Raw genomic sequence first — 18,261 nt, forward strand, 5'->3', positions numbered from 1 at the left:
CAGATTCCGATTTATCGTTGCCAAGACGTAGATGCCCGGCACAAGGCCGGGCACTTACCGTCTGTCGATCAGCCGCCGTGAGGCGTTACTTGATCAGGCCTTTTTCCTTGTAGAACTTGATCGCGCCCGGATGCAGCGGAGCCGGGCTGCCGGCGGCTGCGTTCTCGAGCTTGATGCCCTTGCCGGCGGCATGGGCCTTCTCCAGTTCCGGCAGGGACTCATAGACCAGCTTGGTCATCTTGTAGGCGAGATCGTCGGAGACCGCCGAACTCGTCACCAGATAATTCACCACTGCCGCGGTCTGCACGTCTTCCTTCTGGCCGGTATAGGTGTTGGCCGGAATGACGACCGACACGAACGGAGGGCCGATCTTGTCGACAGTCGCCTTCGGCACCGCCACCACATTGATCTGGGTGGAACTCGACAAATCCTTGAGCGAGGCAACGCCGAGGCCGGCCGATTGCAGGGTCGCATCGAGCTGGCGGTTCTTCATCAGATCCACCGATTCGGCGAACGGCAGATACTCGACCTTGCCGAGATCCTTGTAAGACATGCCGGCCGCAGCGAGGATCGCACGCGAGTTCAACTCGGTGCCGGACTTGGGCGCGCCGACCGACAGCGTCTTGCCCTTGAGATCAGCGAGCGTCTTGATGCCGCTCTCGGCGGTCGCAACGATCTGGATGTAATTCGGATAGATCGCGCCGATGGTGCGCAGCTTGGTCAGCTTGGTCTTGAAGCCGGCTTCCGCATCGCCCTCGACGGCGGCCTTGAGCGAGTCACCGAGCGTGAATGCGAGTTCGCCGCGCCCCTGTTCGATCAGGTTGAGATTCTCGACCGATGCCTTTGTCGCCTGCACCTGCGTTTTCACGCCGGGAATTTTTTCGCCGTAGATTTTTCCGATTGCGACGCCCATCGGGTAATAAACGCCCGAGGTACCGCCGGTGAGAATATTGATGAACTGCTGCGCGTGGGCAGCGGGGGCAAACGACACCGCCGCAACGGCGGTTGTGGCAACAATCAGCTTCTTCAGCATCGAAGGGCTCCTCCCGTGAATGGGGCGGGAAAATGACCGCATGAACGGGCGCGGTCAACCTTATCTGCGAAAAAAAGCCGCATGCGCGGTGAATGCCAGTTCTTGACATCGCCCGATCTGCGGTTGGCAGCGTCACAGACCTGTCGTTATTGAACGTGACAGGCGTTCGCAAAAGACCCGCTCGCCAACGCGTTGCGAATTCACAAGTTCCCGCCAAAGACCTTGCCATGATTGGCAAAATCCGCCTGAATGCGCGCCAAATAAAAGCCAGCCCAAGATAATGGGCTAACGACAAGATCAAGGGGGGACTATGCCAGCGGAGAATCAACCGCCGGAGGCCGAGACCGTGGCTGTCTCGGACGACGCGCTGCGCAAGGCGGAATCGTACATCGAGGCCGAGGAAGGCGCGACGAACCGGCTGTTCGGATGGGCTGGACGGATCACCACGGCGATCGCCGTCGCGATGAGCCTGTTCCATCTTTATGCCGCCTACGCGATCGTTCCGACCCAGCAACTGCGCTACACCCACGTCGCTTTCACGCTGGTCCTGAGCTTCCTGCTGTTTCCTGTTGCCGCGACGTTTCGCAACCGGGTGCGATGGTGGGATATCGTGCCGGGCATCCTGGCGGTGGCCACCATCCTCTACGCGCTGTGGGGCGGCGACGACTTCACCGACCGTGCGGCGGTCCCCGAACGCTGGGACGTCATCGTCGGCCTGATCTTCATCGTACTGGTTCTGGAGGCGACACGGCGCACGACAGGGCCCATCATGCCCATCGTGTCCATCGTGTTTATCGCCTATGCGATGTTTGGCGCGGATCTGCCGGCGCCATGGACTCATCGCAGCTACGACCTGTCTCGATTGGTCGGGCACCTGTTCATCACGCTCGAGGGCATTTTCGGCGTCGCTGTCGATGTGTCCGCCACGCTCATCATCCTGTTCACGATCTTCGGCGCCTTCCTGCAGCAATCCGGCGCGGGGAAATTCTTCATCGACTTCTCGCTGGCGCTGATGGGCGGCAAGCCGAACAGCGCTGGACGCACCGTCGTGCTGTCGTCGTTCCTGCTCGGCGGGCCGTCAGGATCGGGGGTCGCCACGACAGTGATGATCGGAACGGTTGCGTCGCCAATGCTTGCCAAGGCGGGCTTCGAGAAGAACGCGGCCGGCGGCTTGCTCGCGGCCGGCGGACTCGGCGCCATCCTGTCGCCGCCGGTGCTCGGCGCTGCTGCGTTCCTGATCGCCGAATTTCTCAAGATCAGCTATCTCGACGTGATCTGGATGGCGACCATCCCGACCTGCCTTTATTATATGTCGCTTTTGTTCATGGTCGAACTCGACGCCAAGCGCTTCGGTGCGCATGACGTTGTCTTCGAGCAGGCTATGACGCTCGGACAGATGACGCGGCGCTACGGCTTCCACTTCATCTCGCTGGTCGCAGTCGTGGCCTTCATGGTGGTCGGCTATTCGCCGGCGCTGTCGGTGTTCTACGCCACCGCCACCACCTTCGCGCTGAGTTTCCTGCGGCCCGAATGCGCGCTGGTGCCGAAGAAACTGATCCGGGCGCTTGCCGACGGTTCAATCGGTGCATTGAACGCCGCCACGACCTGCGCCTGCGCCGGCATCGTCGTCGGCGTGGTCACGCTGACCGGCCTCGGCCTCAAGTTCTCGGCGATCGTGATTGCCTATGCCGGCGGCAGCCTGCTGCTCACCGCGATCTACACCGCACTGATCGTCTGGATTATCGGTCTCGCGGTACCGGTGACAGCGTCCTACATCATCTGCGCGGTGATCGCCGCACCGGCGCTCATCAAGCTCGGCGTACCCGATTACGCCGCGCACATGTTCATCTTCTATTACGCGGTGCTCTCCGAAGTCTCGCCGCCAACCGCGTTGTCGCCCTTCGCCGCGGCAGCGATTACCGGCGGCGATCCCTACAAGACAACACTGCAATCGTGGAAATACACCCTGCCCGCATTCCTGGTGCCATTCGTGTTCGTGCTCGATCCGCAGGGCGTCGGGTTGCTGCTTGCGATTCCGAAAGGCGGCTCGTGGGTCGATATTCTCGCCATCACCTTCAAGACGACGCTCGGGTTGCTGGCGCTCGCGGCGATGGCCCAGAACTGGGCGCTGCGACAAAATACGCCGATCGAACGAGGGCTTCTTCTGCTATCCGGACTTCTGCTGGTCTTTCCAAGCCTCATCGAGGCGCTTTTGGAAGCGATCACAGGATACGATATTAGTTATACTTACCTGCCCGGACTTCTCATTGGTTTGGGCGTGGTTCTTTGGCAAGCAAGAACGCCGGCACCCACACGACCGGCTCTAACAACATAAGAGGGAGGAAGACAATGCAGATCAGACTCAAGGATATTCGAAAGACAGCGACTGCACTCGCCGCGATCCTTGCGGCGGGGCTGATGCTGACGGGCAGCGCTGACGCCCAGGAGAAAACCATGTCGATCGGCACCGGCGGTACCGGCGGCGTCTATTATCCTCTCGGCGGCGCCGTCGCCAACGTGCTGACCAAGAATCTTCCCGGCGTGCAGGCGACCGCGGAAGTCACCGGCGGCTCGGTCGATAACCTCAAGCTGATCGCAACCGGCAAGAACGAACTGGGATTCACCATGGCCGACGCAGCGCTCGACGCGCTGGACGGCAAAGGCAAATTCACGAGCGGCAAGGTTCCCTTGCAAACGCTGCTCGTGGTCTATCCGAACCGGATGCACGTGGTGACTGTCGAAGGAACGGGCATCACGAAGATGTCGGACCTGAAGGGCAAGCGCGTCTCGACTGGCTCGCCGGGCAGCGCAACCGAGGTCATGGCATTTCGCGTCATCGAAGCGGCCGGACTGGACAAGGACAAGGACATGACGCGGGAACGGCTCGGCGTCGCTGAATCCGTTAACGCCATCAAGGACAAGAAGATCGACGCCTTCTTCTGGGTCGGCGGTATTCCCACTGCGGCAGTGACCGATCTCGGCGCTACGCCCGGCTTGAAACTCAAGCTCATCGATCACGGCGACGTTGTCGACAAGATGAACGCGAAGTACGGCAAGCTGTATACGGCGGCCACGATTCCTGCCGGTTCCTATCCGGGACTAGACAAGGATTCATCGATTGCCGAGGTCTGGAACATCATCGTCACCGGCAACAAGATGACCGACGACGAGGCTTACAAGATCGTCAAGACGCTGGTCGAGAAGAAGGCCGACCTTGTCGCCGTTCACAAGGAAGCCAACAGCTTCACGCTGGCAAACCAGGTCCAGGCGCGCTCGCCGATTCCATTCCACCCCGGCGCGCTGAAGTACTTCAAGGAGCAGGGCGTCAAGTAACAGCACGCCTCTATCTCAGGCGCGATAGATAAAAAGGGCGCGGCCGGTGATCCCGGCTGCGCCCTTCGCGCTTGGACCATGACACGACACCCAGACCACCGTGACGACGCCGTCGCCGCCGGATCAGAAGACGCCGGGTTGGGAACATGTGATCGCACTGGTATTCGGCCCGCGACTGTAGGAATCTGCTATCGAGATTCGGTCCTGAGACCCTGATGACCCCAGCTCCCGAGAGAGCCCCCAAGAGATCATTGTTGTCCGCCGACGGCATGGCGGCGCCACTGCGCCATGCCGTGTTCCGCCGCATCTGGCTGGCCAGCCTGCTCTCCAACCTGGGATTGATGATCAACGGCGTCGGCGCCGCGTGGGCGATGACCCAGATGACGTCGTCCGCCGACATGGTGGCGCTGGTCCAGACCGCCCTGATGCTTCCGATCATGCTGCTGTCGCTGCCCGCCGGGGCGATCGCCGACATGTATGATCGGCGCATCGTCGGCCTCGCCGCACTCGCGCTCGGCCTCACCGGAGCCATCGCACTCGCGATCCTGGCGCATCTCGGCCGCATCACGCCCGAGAGCCTGCTGCTGTTCTGCTTCATGATCGGCAGCGGAATGGCGCTGTTCGGTCCTGCCTGGCAGGCGTCGGTGAGTGAGCAGGTTCCCCCGGAAACGCTGCCGTCGGCGGTCGCCCTCAACGGTATCAGCTACAACATCGCGCGCAGCTTCGGCCCGGCACTCGGCGGCGTCATTGTCGCGGCGGCAGGCGCCAGCGCCGCCTTCGTCAGCAACGTCGTCCTCTATATTCCGCTGCTCATTGTGCTGTATCTGTGGCAGCGCACGCTGGAGCCGTCACGGCTGCCGCCGGAACGGCTGCAGCGGGCTGTGGTCTCCGGCGTTCGCTACGTCATGCATTCGCCGTCGATCCGCGTCGTCCTGATCAGGACACTGGTGACCGGTATTGCGGGCGGTTCGGTGCTGGCGCTGATGCCGCTGGTGGCGCGCGATCTGCTGTCGGGCGGCGCTCAGACGTTCGGTATCATGCTCGGCGCGTTCGGCATGGGCGGCGTTCTCGGCGCGCTGAATGTCGCCAGCATCCGCCGCTATCTCAGTTCCGAGGCCTCAGTGCGGTATTGCGCAATCACGATGGGCGCGGCGATCGCCGTGATGGCCGTCAGCAAGCTCGCGGCCGTGACCGCCGCGGCACTGGTGGTCGCCGGTGTCGGCTGGCTGATCTCGATCACGCTGTTCAACATCAGCGTGCAGCTTGCGACGCCGCGCTGGGTCGCGGGCCGCGCGCTGGCTGCCTATCAGGCTGCGATCGCCGGCGGCGTCGCGATCGGGAGCTGGCTCTGGGGCCACGTCGCCGACGGTATCGGGGTTGAAAATGCATTACTGATCTCAGGCGCGGCGATGGCCGCATCGCCACTGCTCGCGATCTGGCTGAAGCTGCCGTCGACGGATGGCGTCAACCATGACGCGACCGATCCGCTGGCCGATCCCGAGGTCAATTTGTCGATCACCCCGCGCAGCGGCCCGATCATCGTCGAGATCGAATACCGCGTGCTGCAGGATCGCGCCCGTGATTTCTACGGCCTGATGCAAAAGGTGCAGTCGAGCCGTCAGCGCAATGGCGCCTATGGCTGGTCGATTTCCCGCGACCTTGCAGATCCCGAGTTGTGGACCGAACGTTTTCACTGTCCGACGTGGCTGGATTATCTGCGCCAGCGCAGCCGCCCGACCCTGTCCGAGCGTGCCCTTCATGCCAGCGCCCTGGACTTTCATACCGGCGAAGAACCCGTGAAAATCCGGCGTATGCTCGAACGTCCGGTCGGTTCGGTGCGCTGGAAGGACGACACGCCGGACCGCGCACAATCCGAGGTGGTGGCGATTCCGACCAGCACCGGCAGCGGTGTCTGACCTATGCGGGCGCGGCCGAACTGCGCGCCGTCCGTTCTCCGGGCTTTTATGAAGAAAGCTGGTTACGTTTACCGGCTATCCGGCGTGTACCAGCGGCTGGCACGTTCAAACATGCGCCAGTGAACCTTCTCGGTCTCGGCGAATTTCTCGTCGCTCAGAAACGGCCGAAGCGCGGCAATGGTTTTTTCCCACTCGGCACGGATCGGCCGGGGCGGGATATCGAAATTCAGCTTGGGACTGTTGTTTTTCATGATTATCGCCCGTTTATTGCGGGTCATATCGCTGACTTGCAATCGTCACATTTGACGGCAACGGCGCGCCGGATGCGAGCAGGATTTTTCACAGCCTGTGGATAACACTCACGCACCCTGACATCGACAGAACGATGCAAGTGCGCGGCGCTCTTGCCCGCCACTCGGCGCCCAGCTTTTCGTTTGCACTGCGGCAGCTCGATGGTATGATTTATATCATATTATTTTCAAGGGAGAACCGACCCTCATGGCCGATTTCACCGCGTTGATGGCGAGCATCACAACGAGTGGTTCGGGATGCTCAGTCACCGTGACCGAGGATTGGCTGCAGGGCCGGACGATCTATGGTGGCTTGTCGGCCGCGCTGTGCCTTGAGGCTGTGGCGCGTCATGCATCGGACCTTCCGCCGCTACGCTCGGCGCAACTCGCCTTTATCGGTCCGGCGACCGGCCACCTGACCATGCAGCCCACCGTCCTGCGGCGTGGCAAATCCACGGTCTTCGTCGGCGCCGATCTCAACGGCGAGGACGGCCTCGCCACCCGTGCGGTGTTCTGCTTCGGCGCGGCGCGGCCATCCGCCGTACGGCACGATGCTATCGTTGCGCCGGCGGTGCCGGAACCGGATGCCAGCCCGCAGTTCTTCCGCGACATTCCCGGACTCAATTTCGTGAAGAACTTCGACGGGCGGCTGGCGGGAGGATCCTTCCCGTTCAGCAAGGGACCGGAACCGGCAATGACCTTGTGGCTGCGCCACCGCGACGAGAAAGTTATCCCCTCCATCGTGCCGCTGGTGGCGCTCGCCGATGCTCCGCCGCCTGCTTCCATGGTGCTGTTCGACACCTTCGGCCGCATCAGCACCATGACATGGGCGATCGACATGCTGACCGACAGGATCGAGACTGACAACGGATGGTGGCTGGTACGCACCGCCGCCGAGAACGCCGGGGACGGCTATTCGAGCCAGAGCATCACGGTCTGGAATTCGGCGCGAAGACCGATCATGGTCTGCCGGCAGAACATCGCAATCTTCGTCTGATTCGCAGGTCGCCCGGCCTGCCCCGGTTCAGGAGCAGGCCCTTCATGGAGCGATCGCATTGGCCCCGCAGGATTGCCGGTTCGGTTGGACTCATCGCGGCCGCAGCGTTGGTGGCACTCTCCTCCACACTGCGAGCGCAGGGACCGGTCGCACAACAGGTTGCAGCGGCGAAGAAACCCGTCACCGCGCAACAGATGGCCGACTACCACCGCAAGCTCGCGGCGTACAAAGCCGTACGCGACAAATTCGACGCTGAAGCAGAGGCCTACTGGACCGCCATCGCCGACAAGCGCCGCGCCCGCAACGCCAAGCGGCGCAACAACGACGCGATCGCCGCCCACGACTATGTGTTGACTCAGCCGCCGCTCTATACCGGGCCGCCGCGCCCGGTCGATCCCTCCGAGCCGGAAAAGCCGCCGAAGCCACGGCGAGCCATTCCGGTGGCCGAAGATTTCCTCAAGCACGCGGCCGAACAGTTTCATTTCGTGCCGCGCCGCCCGCGCACCGAGATCGAATTCAAGCAGGCCTACGCTAGGGTCGCGCAGACCGCCGGATTGACCCGCGATCAGGCGGTTCGCGTCTACAGCTTCGAGGCCGGCGGCAACGGCAAGTACGACGTGCAGGCCGGGCTCGAAAGCGCACGGCCCAACGCGCGGGCTATTTCCACCGCGCTGGGCTACAACCAGCTGCTGACCACCAACACTGTCGAACTGCTGGCCGAACAGGGCCACGGCATTCTCAAGGCGCTCGAGTCCGCCGCAGCGAGAATGCAGGGATCGCAGCGGACGGCGATGGACCACAAGATCGCCATCGTTCGTAAGATGGTGGCCTTCTGCAAATCCGTACCCGACCAGTGGAGCGCGCACGAAAAACTCGGCGTGACACCGCAAGGCATCGGGGTTCATGCCCTCAATCTCGATATCGATGTCGGGCCGTGGCTGCAGACCCACAAGCTGCTGACATCGGTCGATTTCGCAAAGCGCAAAGGCTACACGGCGCGGCTCACCGCAGCCGAACTGGAAATGATGAACCTGACCGGCGACGGCACCGGCTTCGACATGGTGTCGATGCCGCAGGCGCTTCGCATGGTGGTGCCGACCTCCAATTTCTTCCAGCGCACGGGCTATGAGCGTAACCCGGTGGCGATCCTCAACAACACCGTCGCCAAACTGCTCGCGGCCACCGACGCACGGATGGACCGCGAAAGCACGATGCCCGGCGCCCGCGACATGGCGGCGGCGTTCTCAAACCACAACTGATGCCGGTTCGATCATCCAAGCATGCCGCACATCGCCGCATCGGCGTGACGGAGCACTGGCCACATCGCACGGCGGGTGAAATACTCGCCGCAAGACCGGCACCGTTCAATGTCCGGTCGATGCGGGAGAATTGCCTGAATGGCCGAACCAACATCCCTGAGCGGCAAGGTCGCTATCGTGACCGGCGCGGCCGGAGAAATCGGGTTGGCGACGATCCGCCTGCTGGCCGAGCGCGGCGCACGTGTTGTCGCCGTCGACCGCGACGCCGACAGCCTTAAGCGAGCCACTGCAAAGCTCCCTGCCTCGACTCTTCCTATCGTCGCCGATGTCACCCGCGAAGACGACGTCGCCTCGTATGTCCAGCAGGTGACCGACGCCGCGGGACGTATCGACATCTTCTTCAACAATGCCGGCATCGAGGGCGATATCGCGCCGATCACCAACTATTCGCTGGACACGTTCCGCCGCGTGCTCGACGTCAATGTCGTCGGCGTCTTTCTCGGAATGAAATATGTGCTGCCGGTGATGACGGCGCAGAATTCCGGCAGCATCATCAACACCGCATCGATTGCGGGCATGATGGGGACGGTCAATATCGCCGCCTACTCGGCGAGCAAACATGCCGTCATCGGCCTGACCAAAAGCGCCGCGCTGGAATGCGTGCAGACCAAGGTGCGCGTTAACTGCGTCTGCCCCGGCCTGATCGACAGCCGGATGTTGTCGGCGATCGTCACTGGCCGCAACGACGGCAGCCCGGTGCCTGTAGAGAAAGCGGTGGACCGGATTCCTGCCCGCCGCCTCGGCCGTGCTTCCGAAGTCGCGGCCGTGGTCGCATTCCTGGCATCCGACGACGCCAGTTATGTGTCCGGCGCGGCCTATCCTGTCGACGGCGGCCGTACCGCCGGCTGATTTTTCAACATCCACTCTCACTTCACAGGCCAAACCATCATGCCCGTTATTCTCGATCCGGATGCCGCCGCCGTTCTCCAGGCCTTTCGCGACGCCGGACGCCCGGCCTATGAAACGCTGACACCCGATGAAGCGCGCAACTACTATCTGGCCGCCCGTCTGGTTACCAATCCCGAGCCACCCGAAATGGCCGCGGTCGACGCGCTGACGATCCCCGGAGCGGACGGCGACATTTCCGCGCGCCTCTACCGGCCGAAAGTCCTGCGGCAATCGAATAGCCTTGCGCCGGGGCTGGTGTTCTTTCACGGCGGCGGATGGGTGATCGGCGATCTCGAGACCCATGACGTGGTGTGCCGCACGCTCGCCAACGAAGGCGAGATGATCGTTATCGCGGTCGATTATCGTCTCGCCCCCGAACACAAATTCCCGGCGGCGGTCGACGATGCTATCGCCGCGACGGCGTGGATTTCGGCCAATGCGCGGCAACTGGGCATCGACGCAAACCGTCTGAGCGTTTCCGGCGACAGTGCCGGCGGCAATCTGGCAGCGATCGTATCGCTCCACACCCGCGACACCGGGTCGAAGATCGCCGGTCAGGTCCTGATCTATCCCGCCACCGACTTCCGGATGTCTCATCCCTCGCATAGCGAACCGGAGACCGACTGCCTGCTGACACACAGTGTCATCCGCTGGTTCCGCGATCACTATCTGACCAGTGAGGCCGATGGCGAAAACTGGAAAGCCTCGCCGGCGCGCGTCACGACGTTGTCGGGATTGCCGCCGGCGTTCGTTCTCACCGCGGGAGCCGATCCGCTGCGCGATGAAGGCGACGAATATGCCCGGCGCCTGCGTGAAGCCGGCGTGCCGGTGGAATACCGGACCTATCCCGGCCAGTTCCATGGTTTCATCACCATGGGCAAACTGCTGCCGAAAGCGGGAGCCGCGTTGCGCGATATCGGCGTGTGGCTCAAGAGCTTGAACTAGTCGCGCTGTTTCAAACGGAATCGCCGCACGGCGCGATACCGGCGCGCCTCTCTGTTGCGCGATTGCCGCTTGCGGGCCCGCCCATTGCGGTGAATGCTGACCGTCAGCCTGTCTGCGAGACGCAAGAATCCGGGAGCACGCACTGATGTCGCCAATGCCGCCCTCCGAGAAAACCACCACTACGATTGAAACCTGCGATGCCGTCATCGTCGGTGCCGGCTTTGCCGGGCTCTACATGCTTCATCGCTTGCGTGGTTTGGGATTGTCGGCGCGCGTCTATGAGCAAGGCGGCGATGTCGGCGGCACCTGGTACTGGAATCGCTATCCCGGCGCGCGCTGCGACGTCGAGAGCATGCAGTATTCCTACTCCTTCTCCGAGGAGTTGCAGCAGGAGTGGGAGTGGAGCGAGCGCTACGCGCCGCAGCCCGAGATTCTGAAATATGCCAACCATGTCGCCGACCGGTTTGATCTGCGCCGCGACATCCAGCTCAACACCCGCGTCGCTGCGGCCCGTTTCGATGATGCGGAAAATCGCTGGTCGGTGACGACGGCGGACGGAAAGCAGGTCTCCGCGACGTATTTCATCCTCGCGACCGGATGCCTGTCCAATGCGCGAATACCGGATTTACCCGGGCTTTCGGATTTCAAGGGCAAGACCTATCACACCGGCCATTGGCCGCATAAGCCGGTTGATTTCACCGGGCTTCGTGTCGGCGTCATCGGCACCGGCTCATCTGCGATCCAGTCGATCCCGGTGATCGCCGAACAAGCGAAGCATCTGTTCGTGTTTCAGCGCACGCCCAATTTCAGTATTCCGGCGCGTAATGCGCCGCTGACGCCGGAACTGACACGCGAGTGGAAATCCGACTACGCCGCGCGGCGGCAGTACGCCCGCGCCGAATCGCGCAACGGCATCCTCACCGTGATTCCTCAGAAAGGCGCACTCGAAGACAACGACATCGCGCGGCGGCAGGAATACGAAGCGGGCTGGACTCGCGGCGGCATCAGCTTCATGGCCGCGTACAACAACCTGCTGGTCGACAAGCCGGCGAACGACACCGCCGCCGATTTCGTTCGCACCAAGATCGCCGAGATCGTGACCGATCCCGAGGTCGCGAAGCTGCTTCAACCGCATAATCATCCGATCGGCTCGAAGCGGATTTGCGTCGACACAAACTATTATCAGACTTTCAACCGGCCGAATGTGACGCTGGTCGATATCCGCAACGCGCCGATCGATACGGTACTGCCGAACGGTCTGCGCACCGGCAGCAAGGACTACGAACTCGACGCCATCGTGTTCGGCACCGGCTTCGATGCCATGACCGGCTCGGTCGCCAAAATCGACATCACCGGGCAGAACGAAATCACGCTGAATGAAAAGTGGGCCGAAGGGCCACGCACCTATCTCGGCCTGATGAGCGCGGGCTTTCCGAACATGTTCGTTATAACCGGCCCCGGCAGCCCTTCGGTGCTCAGCAACATGATCGTATCGATCGAGCAGCACGTCGACTGGATCAGCGATTGTCTCGCCCATATGCGCGCACGAGATGCCGATCGCATCGAAGCGACCAAGGATGCCGAAGACAAATGGGTGATCCACGTCAACGAGGTCGCCCACGGCACGCTCTACCCGCAGGCCAACTCGTGGTACATGGGTGCAAACATTCCCGGCAAACCGCAGATCTTCATGCCTTACATCGGCGGCGTCGCCGTCTATCGCCGGATCTGCGATGACGTTGCGGCCAAGGGCTATGAAGGCTTCGCGCTGTCGGCGACGCGGCAAGCGACGTCGGTAGCCGCTGAATAGGTTTTACTTGCGCACGGCATACAGCGGCGTGTGAAGCGTGAGCTGAAACGCCGGCTTCGGCGTCCACGCCACTTCGAACGCGACGCCGAACAGACGATTGTCGTTATCGTCCATCTTGTCGAGATTGAAGCGCGCGACGGGCTGGGTGAACGACTTGAATTGAAGCAAATTCCCGACCTGTGCGCCGCCAAAATGCTGAATGCCAGCGCGCGCGGTCAGCTTCCAGTTGTCGTCCCACTGATAGTAACCGCCGCCATAGACCACCACATCCGGCTCCACCCGAACCAGCGATGAACTGACGAACACGCTGATGTACTGAACGCCGGCAAGAATGCCGCGCGTCTCGTCCTCGTCGAAAGCGTGGCCGGCTTCGACAACCGTCGACAACGTGGCCGCCGACAGGATCGTGGCGCTGTTTCCGATGGTTTTTGTAAACGTGGATTGCAGGGTGACGGTCGGAACCGCGCCGTCCTGCTGAAGGACATCGGCGGTGAATCCGACATTCCAGTTCGTCACCGCAAATGACGACCACGATGTGCCATCGGTCTGATAGGTCAGCGCGCTGACGCCGCCATAGACCGAGAAACGATCGGTCACGTCCACGGTCAGCGGCGCATTGACCGTCAGACTCCGGCTCGACGACGTCGACAAAAGCCCGACCGGTCCAAGACCGAACGACAGCGTCCCCGCCGGAACAGCCGTGAATTGCGTGTTGAGATCGAGATAAGTCGCCGGCAGGGACGACACGCTCTTGGCATCGCCCTCCCCGGCCCACGCAGAGAAGTTGCTCGCCGCAATCACCAGGCCGAACGCGGCAATGCGCGCCCACCACGCCCGGCGTCGCCGCACGACCAGCGATATGCGAGAGCCATTCCGCCTCATCGAACGCCACCACCCCATACCGCCTCTCAACGCAGGGCGGCTGCCCGTCATTGATAAGGCTTAACGTCTTGAGGAGAAAGGCTTCCGGAGAATGATGGTGCCCAGGGGCGGGATCGAACCACCGACACTGCGATTTTCAGTCGCATGCTCTACCAACTGAGCTACCTGGGCGCCGTCCCGGGACGAAGTCCGAGGGAGCGCCGGTTTATAGTGAGACCAGGCGGCCATGTCCAGCCACAGGCCGCGATTTCGTCGCCGCAGGGCGGGGAGAAAATCGCCGATAATCCATCGGAATCAACGGTCTCGCCGGTCGCCCGCCGGCAAGTTCAGACCATCGCCGTCTTCGTCCTCCTCCTCACCGTCACGGGCCGGGATGGCGTAGGAGCCAGACAGCCAGCGGTTAAGGTCGACATCGCGGCAGCGTTCCGAGCAGAACGGCTTCGAGGCTTCGACAGCAGGTTTTTTGCAGATCGGACAGGGTTTCATCGTCGGCACGTCGTCAATTGCGGGGCGCGCAGGGGAAACCGGTCAACGGCCTGCGCGGCCAATGTGTTCCCGCGACACTCAGTTCGCATTGAGCCAGCCATCGCGAATCGGGAAGCCTTCGCCGCCGAGCAGTGCGGTCGATTCATAAAGCGGCAGGCCCACCACATTGGTGTAGGAGCCGACCATCTTGACCACGAACGATCCGGCAATGCCCTGCACGGCATAACCGCCGGCCTTGCCGCGCCATTCGCCGGAATCGATATAGGTCCGGATGTCCTCTTCGGTCAGGCGCTTGAAGCGCACCCGCGTCTCGACGAGGCGCTGGCGAAAGCTCTCCTTCGGCGTCACCAGGCAGATCGCGGTGTAAACCCGGTGATTGCGCCCCGATAGCAGCCGCAGGCATTGCGAGGCCTCGTCGACCAGTTCGGCTTTGGGCAGAATTCGCCGTCCGACAGCGACGACGGTGTCTGCGGCGAGAATGTAGGAACCACGCAGGTCGTCATCGAGATGAACGGATTTCAGCGCCGCGTCGGCCTTGGCGCGAGCCAGCCGATTGGCGCAGGCGCGGGGCAGTTCGCCACGCTTCGGCGTCTCGTCGACATCAGCCGGGCGCAAGGCATCGGGCTCGATGCCGGCCTGGTTGAGAAGGCTTAGACGGCGCGGAGAGCCGGAGGCGAGAACGAATTTGGGGCGGCCTGACATGCGGGAGGATCGCTTCCGGTCGGGAGGATATTGCGCGCGGAAACTATCGGAACGCTCCGCTTTCGACAACCGGGCACGAGCGCGAAGAGGTCAGCGCGAGGGCCAATTCCATGACAAACGGTCGTCGTCCCGCACCACAGTCTCTCCAAGTCGCTTTTCCAGCACAATCTGCCGGCTGCCCTTCTCCTGCCGAAGCGCCGTCACCAGATCAGGCGCGTGCGAGACCAAAATGATCTGTGACTTTGCCGCCGCCTTTGCAACCAGACGTGCCAGCGCTGGCAGCAGATCCGGATGGAGACTGGTTTCCGGTTCGTTCAGAATCATCAACGCCGGCGGCCGTGGCGATAGAAGGGCCGCGACCAGAAGCAGATAGCGACGCGTGCCATCAGATAATTCGGCAGTCTTAAGCGGGCGAAGCAATCCGTGCTGCTGCATCTCCAGTTCGAAATAGCCGTCGATCTGCACCACGCCAAGACGCCCGCCGGGAAAGGCGTCATCAATGGTGGCGGCGAGCTGATCTGGGCTGCCGATCTCGATGATGGTCTGGATTGCTGCGGCAAGATCCGAACCATCGCTCGCCAGCACCGGCGTATAGGTACCTATCTGCGGCCGACGTGCCGGTGCGTCGCGATCTGTGCGCAGATGATCGTAAAAGCGCCACTCCCGCATCCGCTCACGTAACACGAGCAGTTCCACCGCATCGCGCGGATCGGCGCAGTGCGTCATCATACTGTCGAACGACGCAAGATTCTGAAGCATCTCGCGCCATTCGCCACTGTCGCCGCGAATTCGGACATACGGCCCGCGCCGTTCCGCAAAACTGTTCGAACGGCCGAGCAGCTCACCGGTCCATACGGACTCGGTCTTGATTTGGGGATCACGAGTGAAGAGAGAGGTCGCATCCGGCAACGGCAGACCGAGATCGATCGCGTAGCCGTAGTCTTCACCCGAAAAGCCAAGTTTCAGCGCGACCGGTTTGGAGCGGACTGTGCCCTGCACTGGCTGCGAGCCCGCTTTCATCTTGCCGGAGAACGATTCCGGACCGGCCCACAACGTCGATTGCAGTCCGCCGTCGGCGGCCAGCGCATGAATGATCCGGCCCTGTGCGATGTCCGCCAACAGTTTCAACGACCGATAGAGACTCGATTTTCCGCTGCCGTTAGCGCCGGTCACCACATTCAGCCCACCGAGTTCCAGTCGGACGTCGCGCAGCGATCGATAGCCCGAAACGGCAAGGCGTGTGATCATATCCGGCTCACTCATTGGCCACGCTCCGTGGCCCAAAACGCTCGCGAATTTTCTTCTTCAGCCCGTCGCGCATCGCCCGGTAGGCGTCGAGCTGCAGTTCGCGGCGGCCTTCGACGCCGACCGGATCGGGCGTTGGCCAGTATTCCACCTCGGTCGCCAGCGTCGCCGTCATCTCGAGCGCCCGATGATGAGCCTCCGGCGCGAGCGTGATGATGAGATCGAAGTTGAACCCTTCCCAGTCCTCAAGGTCGGCGACCGTCCACGGCTTGTGCTGCGAAATATCGAGCCCGATTTCGTGCATCACCGCGACCGCAAACGGATCGAGTTCACCCTTGGTGACACCGGCCGATTGCACGTAGAGCCCGCGTGGCACCATCTGCCGCAACAACGCCGCCGCCGTTGGCGAGCGCACACTGTTCTGGCCGCACATGAACAGCACAGCCTGAGGCGAGCGAGCGCGGGGAGGCGCGGCCATGGCCTAGACTCGTTCGCGTTTGATGTGGTCCGGAACGGCGCGCGCGCGTGTCCGGATCATGCGTCCTGCCCTTTCCAGTGCAGGACGGAAATCAGCGTGAACAGCCGCCGCGCGGTCTCGAAATCGACGCGCACCTTGCCTTGCAGCCGCTCCATCAAAGTGCGCGAGCCCTCGTCGTGAATGCCGCGGCGGCCCATGTCGATGGCTTCGATCTTGTCCGGCGTCGCAGTGCGGATCGCCTGATAGTAGCTGTCGCAGATCATGAAGTAGTCCTTCACGATCCGCCGGAACGGCGTCAGCGACATCAGATGCACCACCACCGGTGAACCATCTTCACGCTTGATGTCGAACATCAGGCGATTGCCGGTGATCGCGATGTGCAGCGTGAACGGCCCGGTGGCCGCGCCTTCCGGTGCGAACAGATTCTGCTCAACCAGATCGTAGATCGCAATCGCCCGCTCGTGTTCGATGTCCGGTCCCGAACGGCCGATTGATTCCTCGTCGAGCGTGACCACCACGACTCGATTATTGGAATCATCCGCTGGCGGGGCTTGGGTCATGGCAGGTTCAAACGCAATCCAACCGAGCGCGCATGGGCCTCAAGGCCTTCCGCCTTGCCGAGCGTCATCGCCGCCGGACCCAGCGCGCGCAACTGGTCGGGACCGCACTTCAGGATCGATGTCCGCTTCATGAAATCGAGCACGCCGAGACCCGACGAGAATCGCGCCGAGCGCGCTGTCGGCAACACATGGTTCGAACCGCCGACATAATCGCCGATGGCTTCGGGCGTATGGGGCCCAAGGAAAATCGCGCCGGCATTGCGAATGCGCGCGGCGATGGCCTCGGGGTCCGACGTCATGATTTCGAGATGTTCGGCGGCGACGGCGTTGGCGAGTGTGACTGCTTCGCCGATGGATCGGACCAGAACGATCGCCCCGAACTCGTTCCATGATGCCCGCGCGATGTCGACGCGCGGCAAGGTCGTCAACTGCGATTCAACCGAACGTTCGACGTTCGCCGCCAGCGTTTCATCGTCAGTGATGAGAATCGACTGTGCATTGGCGTCGTGCTCGGCTTGCGCCAGCAGATCGGCCGCGATCCAGTCGGCATTGCCGGTGCGATCGGCGATCACCAGAACTTCCGACGGACCCGCGATCATGTCGATGCCGACCTTGCCGAACACGATGCGCTTGGCAGCAGCGACGTAGGCGTTGCCGGGGCCGACGACCTTCGCCACCGGCTTGATGGTCGCGGTGCCGTAAGCGAGCGCGGCGATCGCCTGCGCGCCGCCGACGCGATAGATCTCGCTGACGCCACCGAGCTGCGCCGCTGCCAGCACCAGGGGGTTTAGCTTGCCATCGGGAGACGGCACCACCATCACCACGCGCTCGACGCCCGCAACCTTCGCCGGCACGGCATTCATCAAGACCGACGACGGATAGGCGGCAGAGCCGCCCGGCACATAAAGCCCGACAGCCTCGATCGCGCTCCAGCGCGCGCCGAGTTCAACACCGAGAGCGTCGGTGAAGCGATCGTCTTTCGGCAACTGACGCTTATGAAAGGTTTCGATGCGGTCGCGAGCGAGTTTCAGTGCATCGAGCGTCGCACCGTCGCAAGCCTTCACAGCCGCCTCGATCTCCGCAGCGGTCACCTGCAAGCCCTTGGCGTCGATCTGAAGGCGGTCGTATTTGTGCGTCGCCTCGATCAGCGCCGCGTCGCCGCGCCGCGCCACGTCGTCGACGATCGCACGCGCTGCGGCGTCGATGTCGGCCGACACCTCGCGCTTCATGGCGAGAAAGGCGTTGAAGCGCTCGGCGAAATCTGCGCTGCGGCTATCGATGCGGATCGGCATTCTCATGTCCCGGTGGACGTCGGCTACGCCCGTTACTGCTCAATGGCGCGAGGCCTAATCGGCGTCAACCCTTTGTCGCCGATGA

Annotated in this window: 17 protein-coding genes and 1 tRNA gene; 8 read left to right on the forward strand and 10 right to left on the reverse strand. The window is 62.5% G+C overall.

Going from position 1 to position 18,261, the window contains the following annotated elements; genetic code table 11:
- Positions 1 to 85 precede the first annotated feature (85 nt).
- Positions 86 to 1,033 carry a TAXI family TRAP transporter solute-binding subunit gene (locus ASC80_RS14040; protein WP_056298102.1) on the reverse strand — a complete coding sequence of 316 codons (948 nt, stop codon included), beginning with the start codon at positions 1,031 to 1,033 and terminating at the stop codon, positions 86 to 88.
- Between the two features lie 310 nt (positions 1,034 to 1,343).
- On the opposite strand from ASC80_RS14040, the gene ASC80_RS14045 reads away from it, so the two are divergent.
- The 3 genes from ASC80_RS14045 (at position 1,344) to ASC80_RS14055 (ending at position 6,282) form a co-directional block, all read left to right on the forward strand.
- Complete coding sequence (locus tag ASC80_RS14045; protein WP_056298105.1) at positions 1,344 to 3,368, forward strand: TRAP transporter permease; 2,025 nt, start codon at positions 1,344 to 1,346, stop codon at positions 3,366 to 3,368.
- Between the two features lie 14 nt (positions 3,369 to 3,382).
- Entirely contained in the window at positions 3,383 to 4,366 is a 984-nt protein-coding gene (locus ASC80_RS14050; protein ID WP_056298106.1) for a TAXI family TRAP transporter solute-binding subunit, read from the forward strand.
- Positions 4,367 to 4,581: 215 nt separating this feature from the next.
- Positions 4,582 to 6,282, forward strand: a complete 1,701-nt coding sequence (locus ASC80_RS14055) for an MFS transporter (RefSeq protein WP_056298109.1) — start codon at positions 4,582 to 4,584, stop codon at positions 6,280 to 6,282.
- A 68-nt stretch (positions 6,283 to 6,350) separates the two neighbouring features.
- Here the strand turns inward: ASC80_RS14055 and ASC80_RS14060 are convergent, their stop codons facing one another.
- Positions 6,351 to 6,533 carry a hypothetical protein gene (locus tag ASC80_RS14060; RefSeq protein WP_244487271.1) on the reverse strand — a complete coding sequence of 61 codons (183 nt, stop codon included), beginning with the start codon at positions 6,531 to 6,533 and terminating at the stop codon, positions 6,351 to 6,353.
- A 247-nt stretch (positions 6,534 to 6,780) separates the two neighbouring features.
- Between ASC80_RS14060 and ASC80_RS14065 the strand changes: the two genes are divergently transcribed.
- From ASC80_RS14065 to ASC80_RS14085, 5 genes are all read left to right on the forward strand, one after another.
- On the forward strand, positions 6,781 to 7,569 hold the full coding sequence (locus ASC80_RS14065; RefSeq protein WP_056298116.1) for a thioesterase family protein: 789 nt from the start codon (positions 6,781 to 6,783) through the stop codon (positions 7,567 to 7,569).
- Between the two features lie 44 nt (positions 7,570 to 7,613).
- Entirely contained in the window at positions 7,614 to 8,828 is a 1,215-nt protein-coding gene (locus tag ASC80_RS14070) for a hypothetical protein (protein WP_056298118.1), read from the forward strand.
- Between the two features lie 138 nt (positions 8,829 to 8,966).
- Complete coding sequence (locus tag ASC80_RS14075; RefSeq protein ID WP_056298120.1) at positions 8,967 to 9,737, forward strand: SDR family NAD(P)-dependent oxidoreductase; 771 nt, start codon at positions 8,967 to 8,969, stop codon at positions 9,735 to 9,737.
- A 39-nt stretch (positions 9,738 to 9,776) separates the two neighbouring features.
- Complete coding sequence (gene lipP1, locus ASC80_RS14080) at positions 9,777 to 10,721, forward strand: LipP1 family hormone-sensitive lipase (RefSeq protein WP_056298123.1); 945 nt, start codon at positions 9,777 to 9,779, stop codon at positions 10,719 to 10,721.
- Between the two features lie 145 nt (positions 10,722 to 10,866).
- Complete coding sequence (locus ASC80_RS14085) at positions 10,867 to 12,531, forward strand: flavin-containing monooxygenase (RefSeq protein WP_056298127.1); 1,665 nt, start codon at positions 10,867 to 10,869, stop codon at positions 12,529 to 12,531.
- Positions 12,532 to 12,534: 3 nt separating this feature from the next.
- Here ASC80_RS14085 and ASC80_RS14090 read toward each other — a convergent pair whose 3' ends face one another.
- From ASC80_RS14090 to hisD, 8 genes are all read right to left on the reverse strand, one after another.
- Complete coding sequence (locus ASC80_RS14090; RefSeq protein WP_056298130.1) at positions 12,535 to 13,413, reverse strand: hypothetical protein; 879 nt, start codon at positions 13,411 to 13,413, stop codon at positions 12,535 to 12,537.
- 95 nt (positions 13,414 to 13,508) lie between these two features.
- Positions 13,509 to 13,584, reverse strand: a tRNA-Phe gene (locus ASC80_RS14095).
- Positions 13,585 to 13,707: 123 nt separating this feature from the next.
- Positions 13,708 to 13,899: a DNA gyrase inhibitor YacG gene (gene yacG / locus ASC80_RS14100; protein WP_056298133.1), complete on the reverse strand. Its 192-nt coding sequence runs from the start codon at positions 13,897 to 13,899 to the stop codon at positions 13,708 to 13,710.
- A gap of 78 nt (positions 13,900 to 13,977) precedes the next feature.
- On the reverse strand, positions 13,978 to 14,601 hold the full coding sequence (locus ASC80_RS14105; RefSeq protein WP_056298138.1) for a Maf-like protein: 624 nt from the start codon (positions 14,599 to 14,601) through the stop codon (positions 13,978 to 13,980).
- Between the two features lie 90 nt (positions 14,602 to 14,691).
- Positions 14,692 to 15,849, reverse strand: a complete 1,158-nt coding sequence (locus ASC80_RS14110; protein ID WP_056298984.1) for an AAA family ATPase — start codon at positions 15,847 to 15,849, stop codon at positions 14,692 to 14,694.
- Between the two features lie 7 nt (positions 15,850 to 15,856).
- The gene (locus ASC80_RS14115) at positions 15,857 to 16,324 is read right to left on the reverse strand and encodes an arsenate-mycothiol transferase ArsC (RefSeq protein WP_056298141.1); all 468 of its coding nucleotides are present in this window, start codon (positions 16,322 to 16,324) and stop codon (positions 15,857 to 15,859) included.
- Positions 16,325 to 16,380: 56 nt separating this feature from the next.
- Positions 16,381 to 16,884, reverse strand: coding sequence for a UPF0262 family protein (locus ASC80_RS14120; protein ID WP_056298144.1), 504 nt, complete (start codon positions 16,882 to 16,884; stop codon positions 16,381 to 16,383).
- The gene (gene hisD / locus ASC80_RS14125; RefSeq protein WP_056298147.1) at positions 16,881 to 18,176 is read right to left on the reverse strand and encodes a histidinol dehydrogenase; all 1,296 of its coding nucleotides are present in this window, start codon (positions 18,174 to 18,176) and stop codon (positions 16,881 to 16,883) included. The genes ASC80_RS14120 and hisD overlap by 4 nt, the downstream gene beginning before the upstream one ends.
- Positions 18,177 to 18,261: the final 85 nt, after the last annotated feature.

The sequence above is a fragment of the Afipia sp. Root123D2 genome, from assembly GCF_001425835.1.
Taxonomy (GTDB): domain Bacteria; phylum Pseudomonadota; class Alphaproteobacteria; order Rhizobiales; family Xanthobacteraceae; genus Afipia.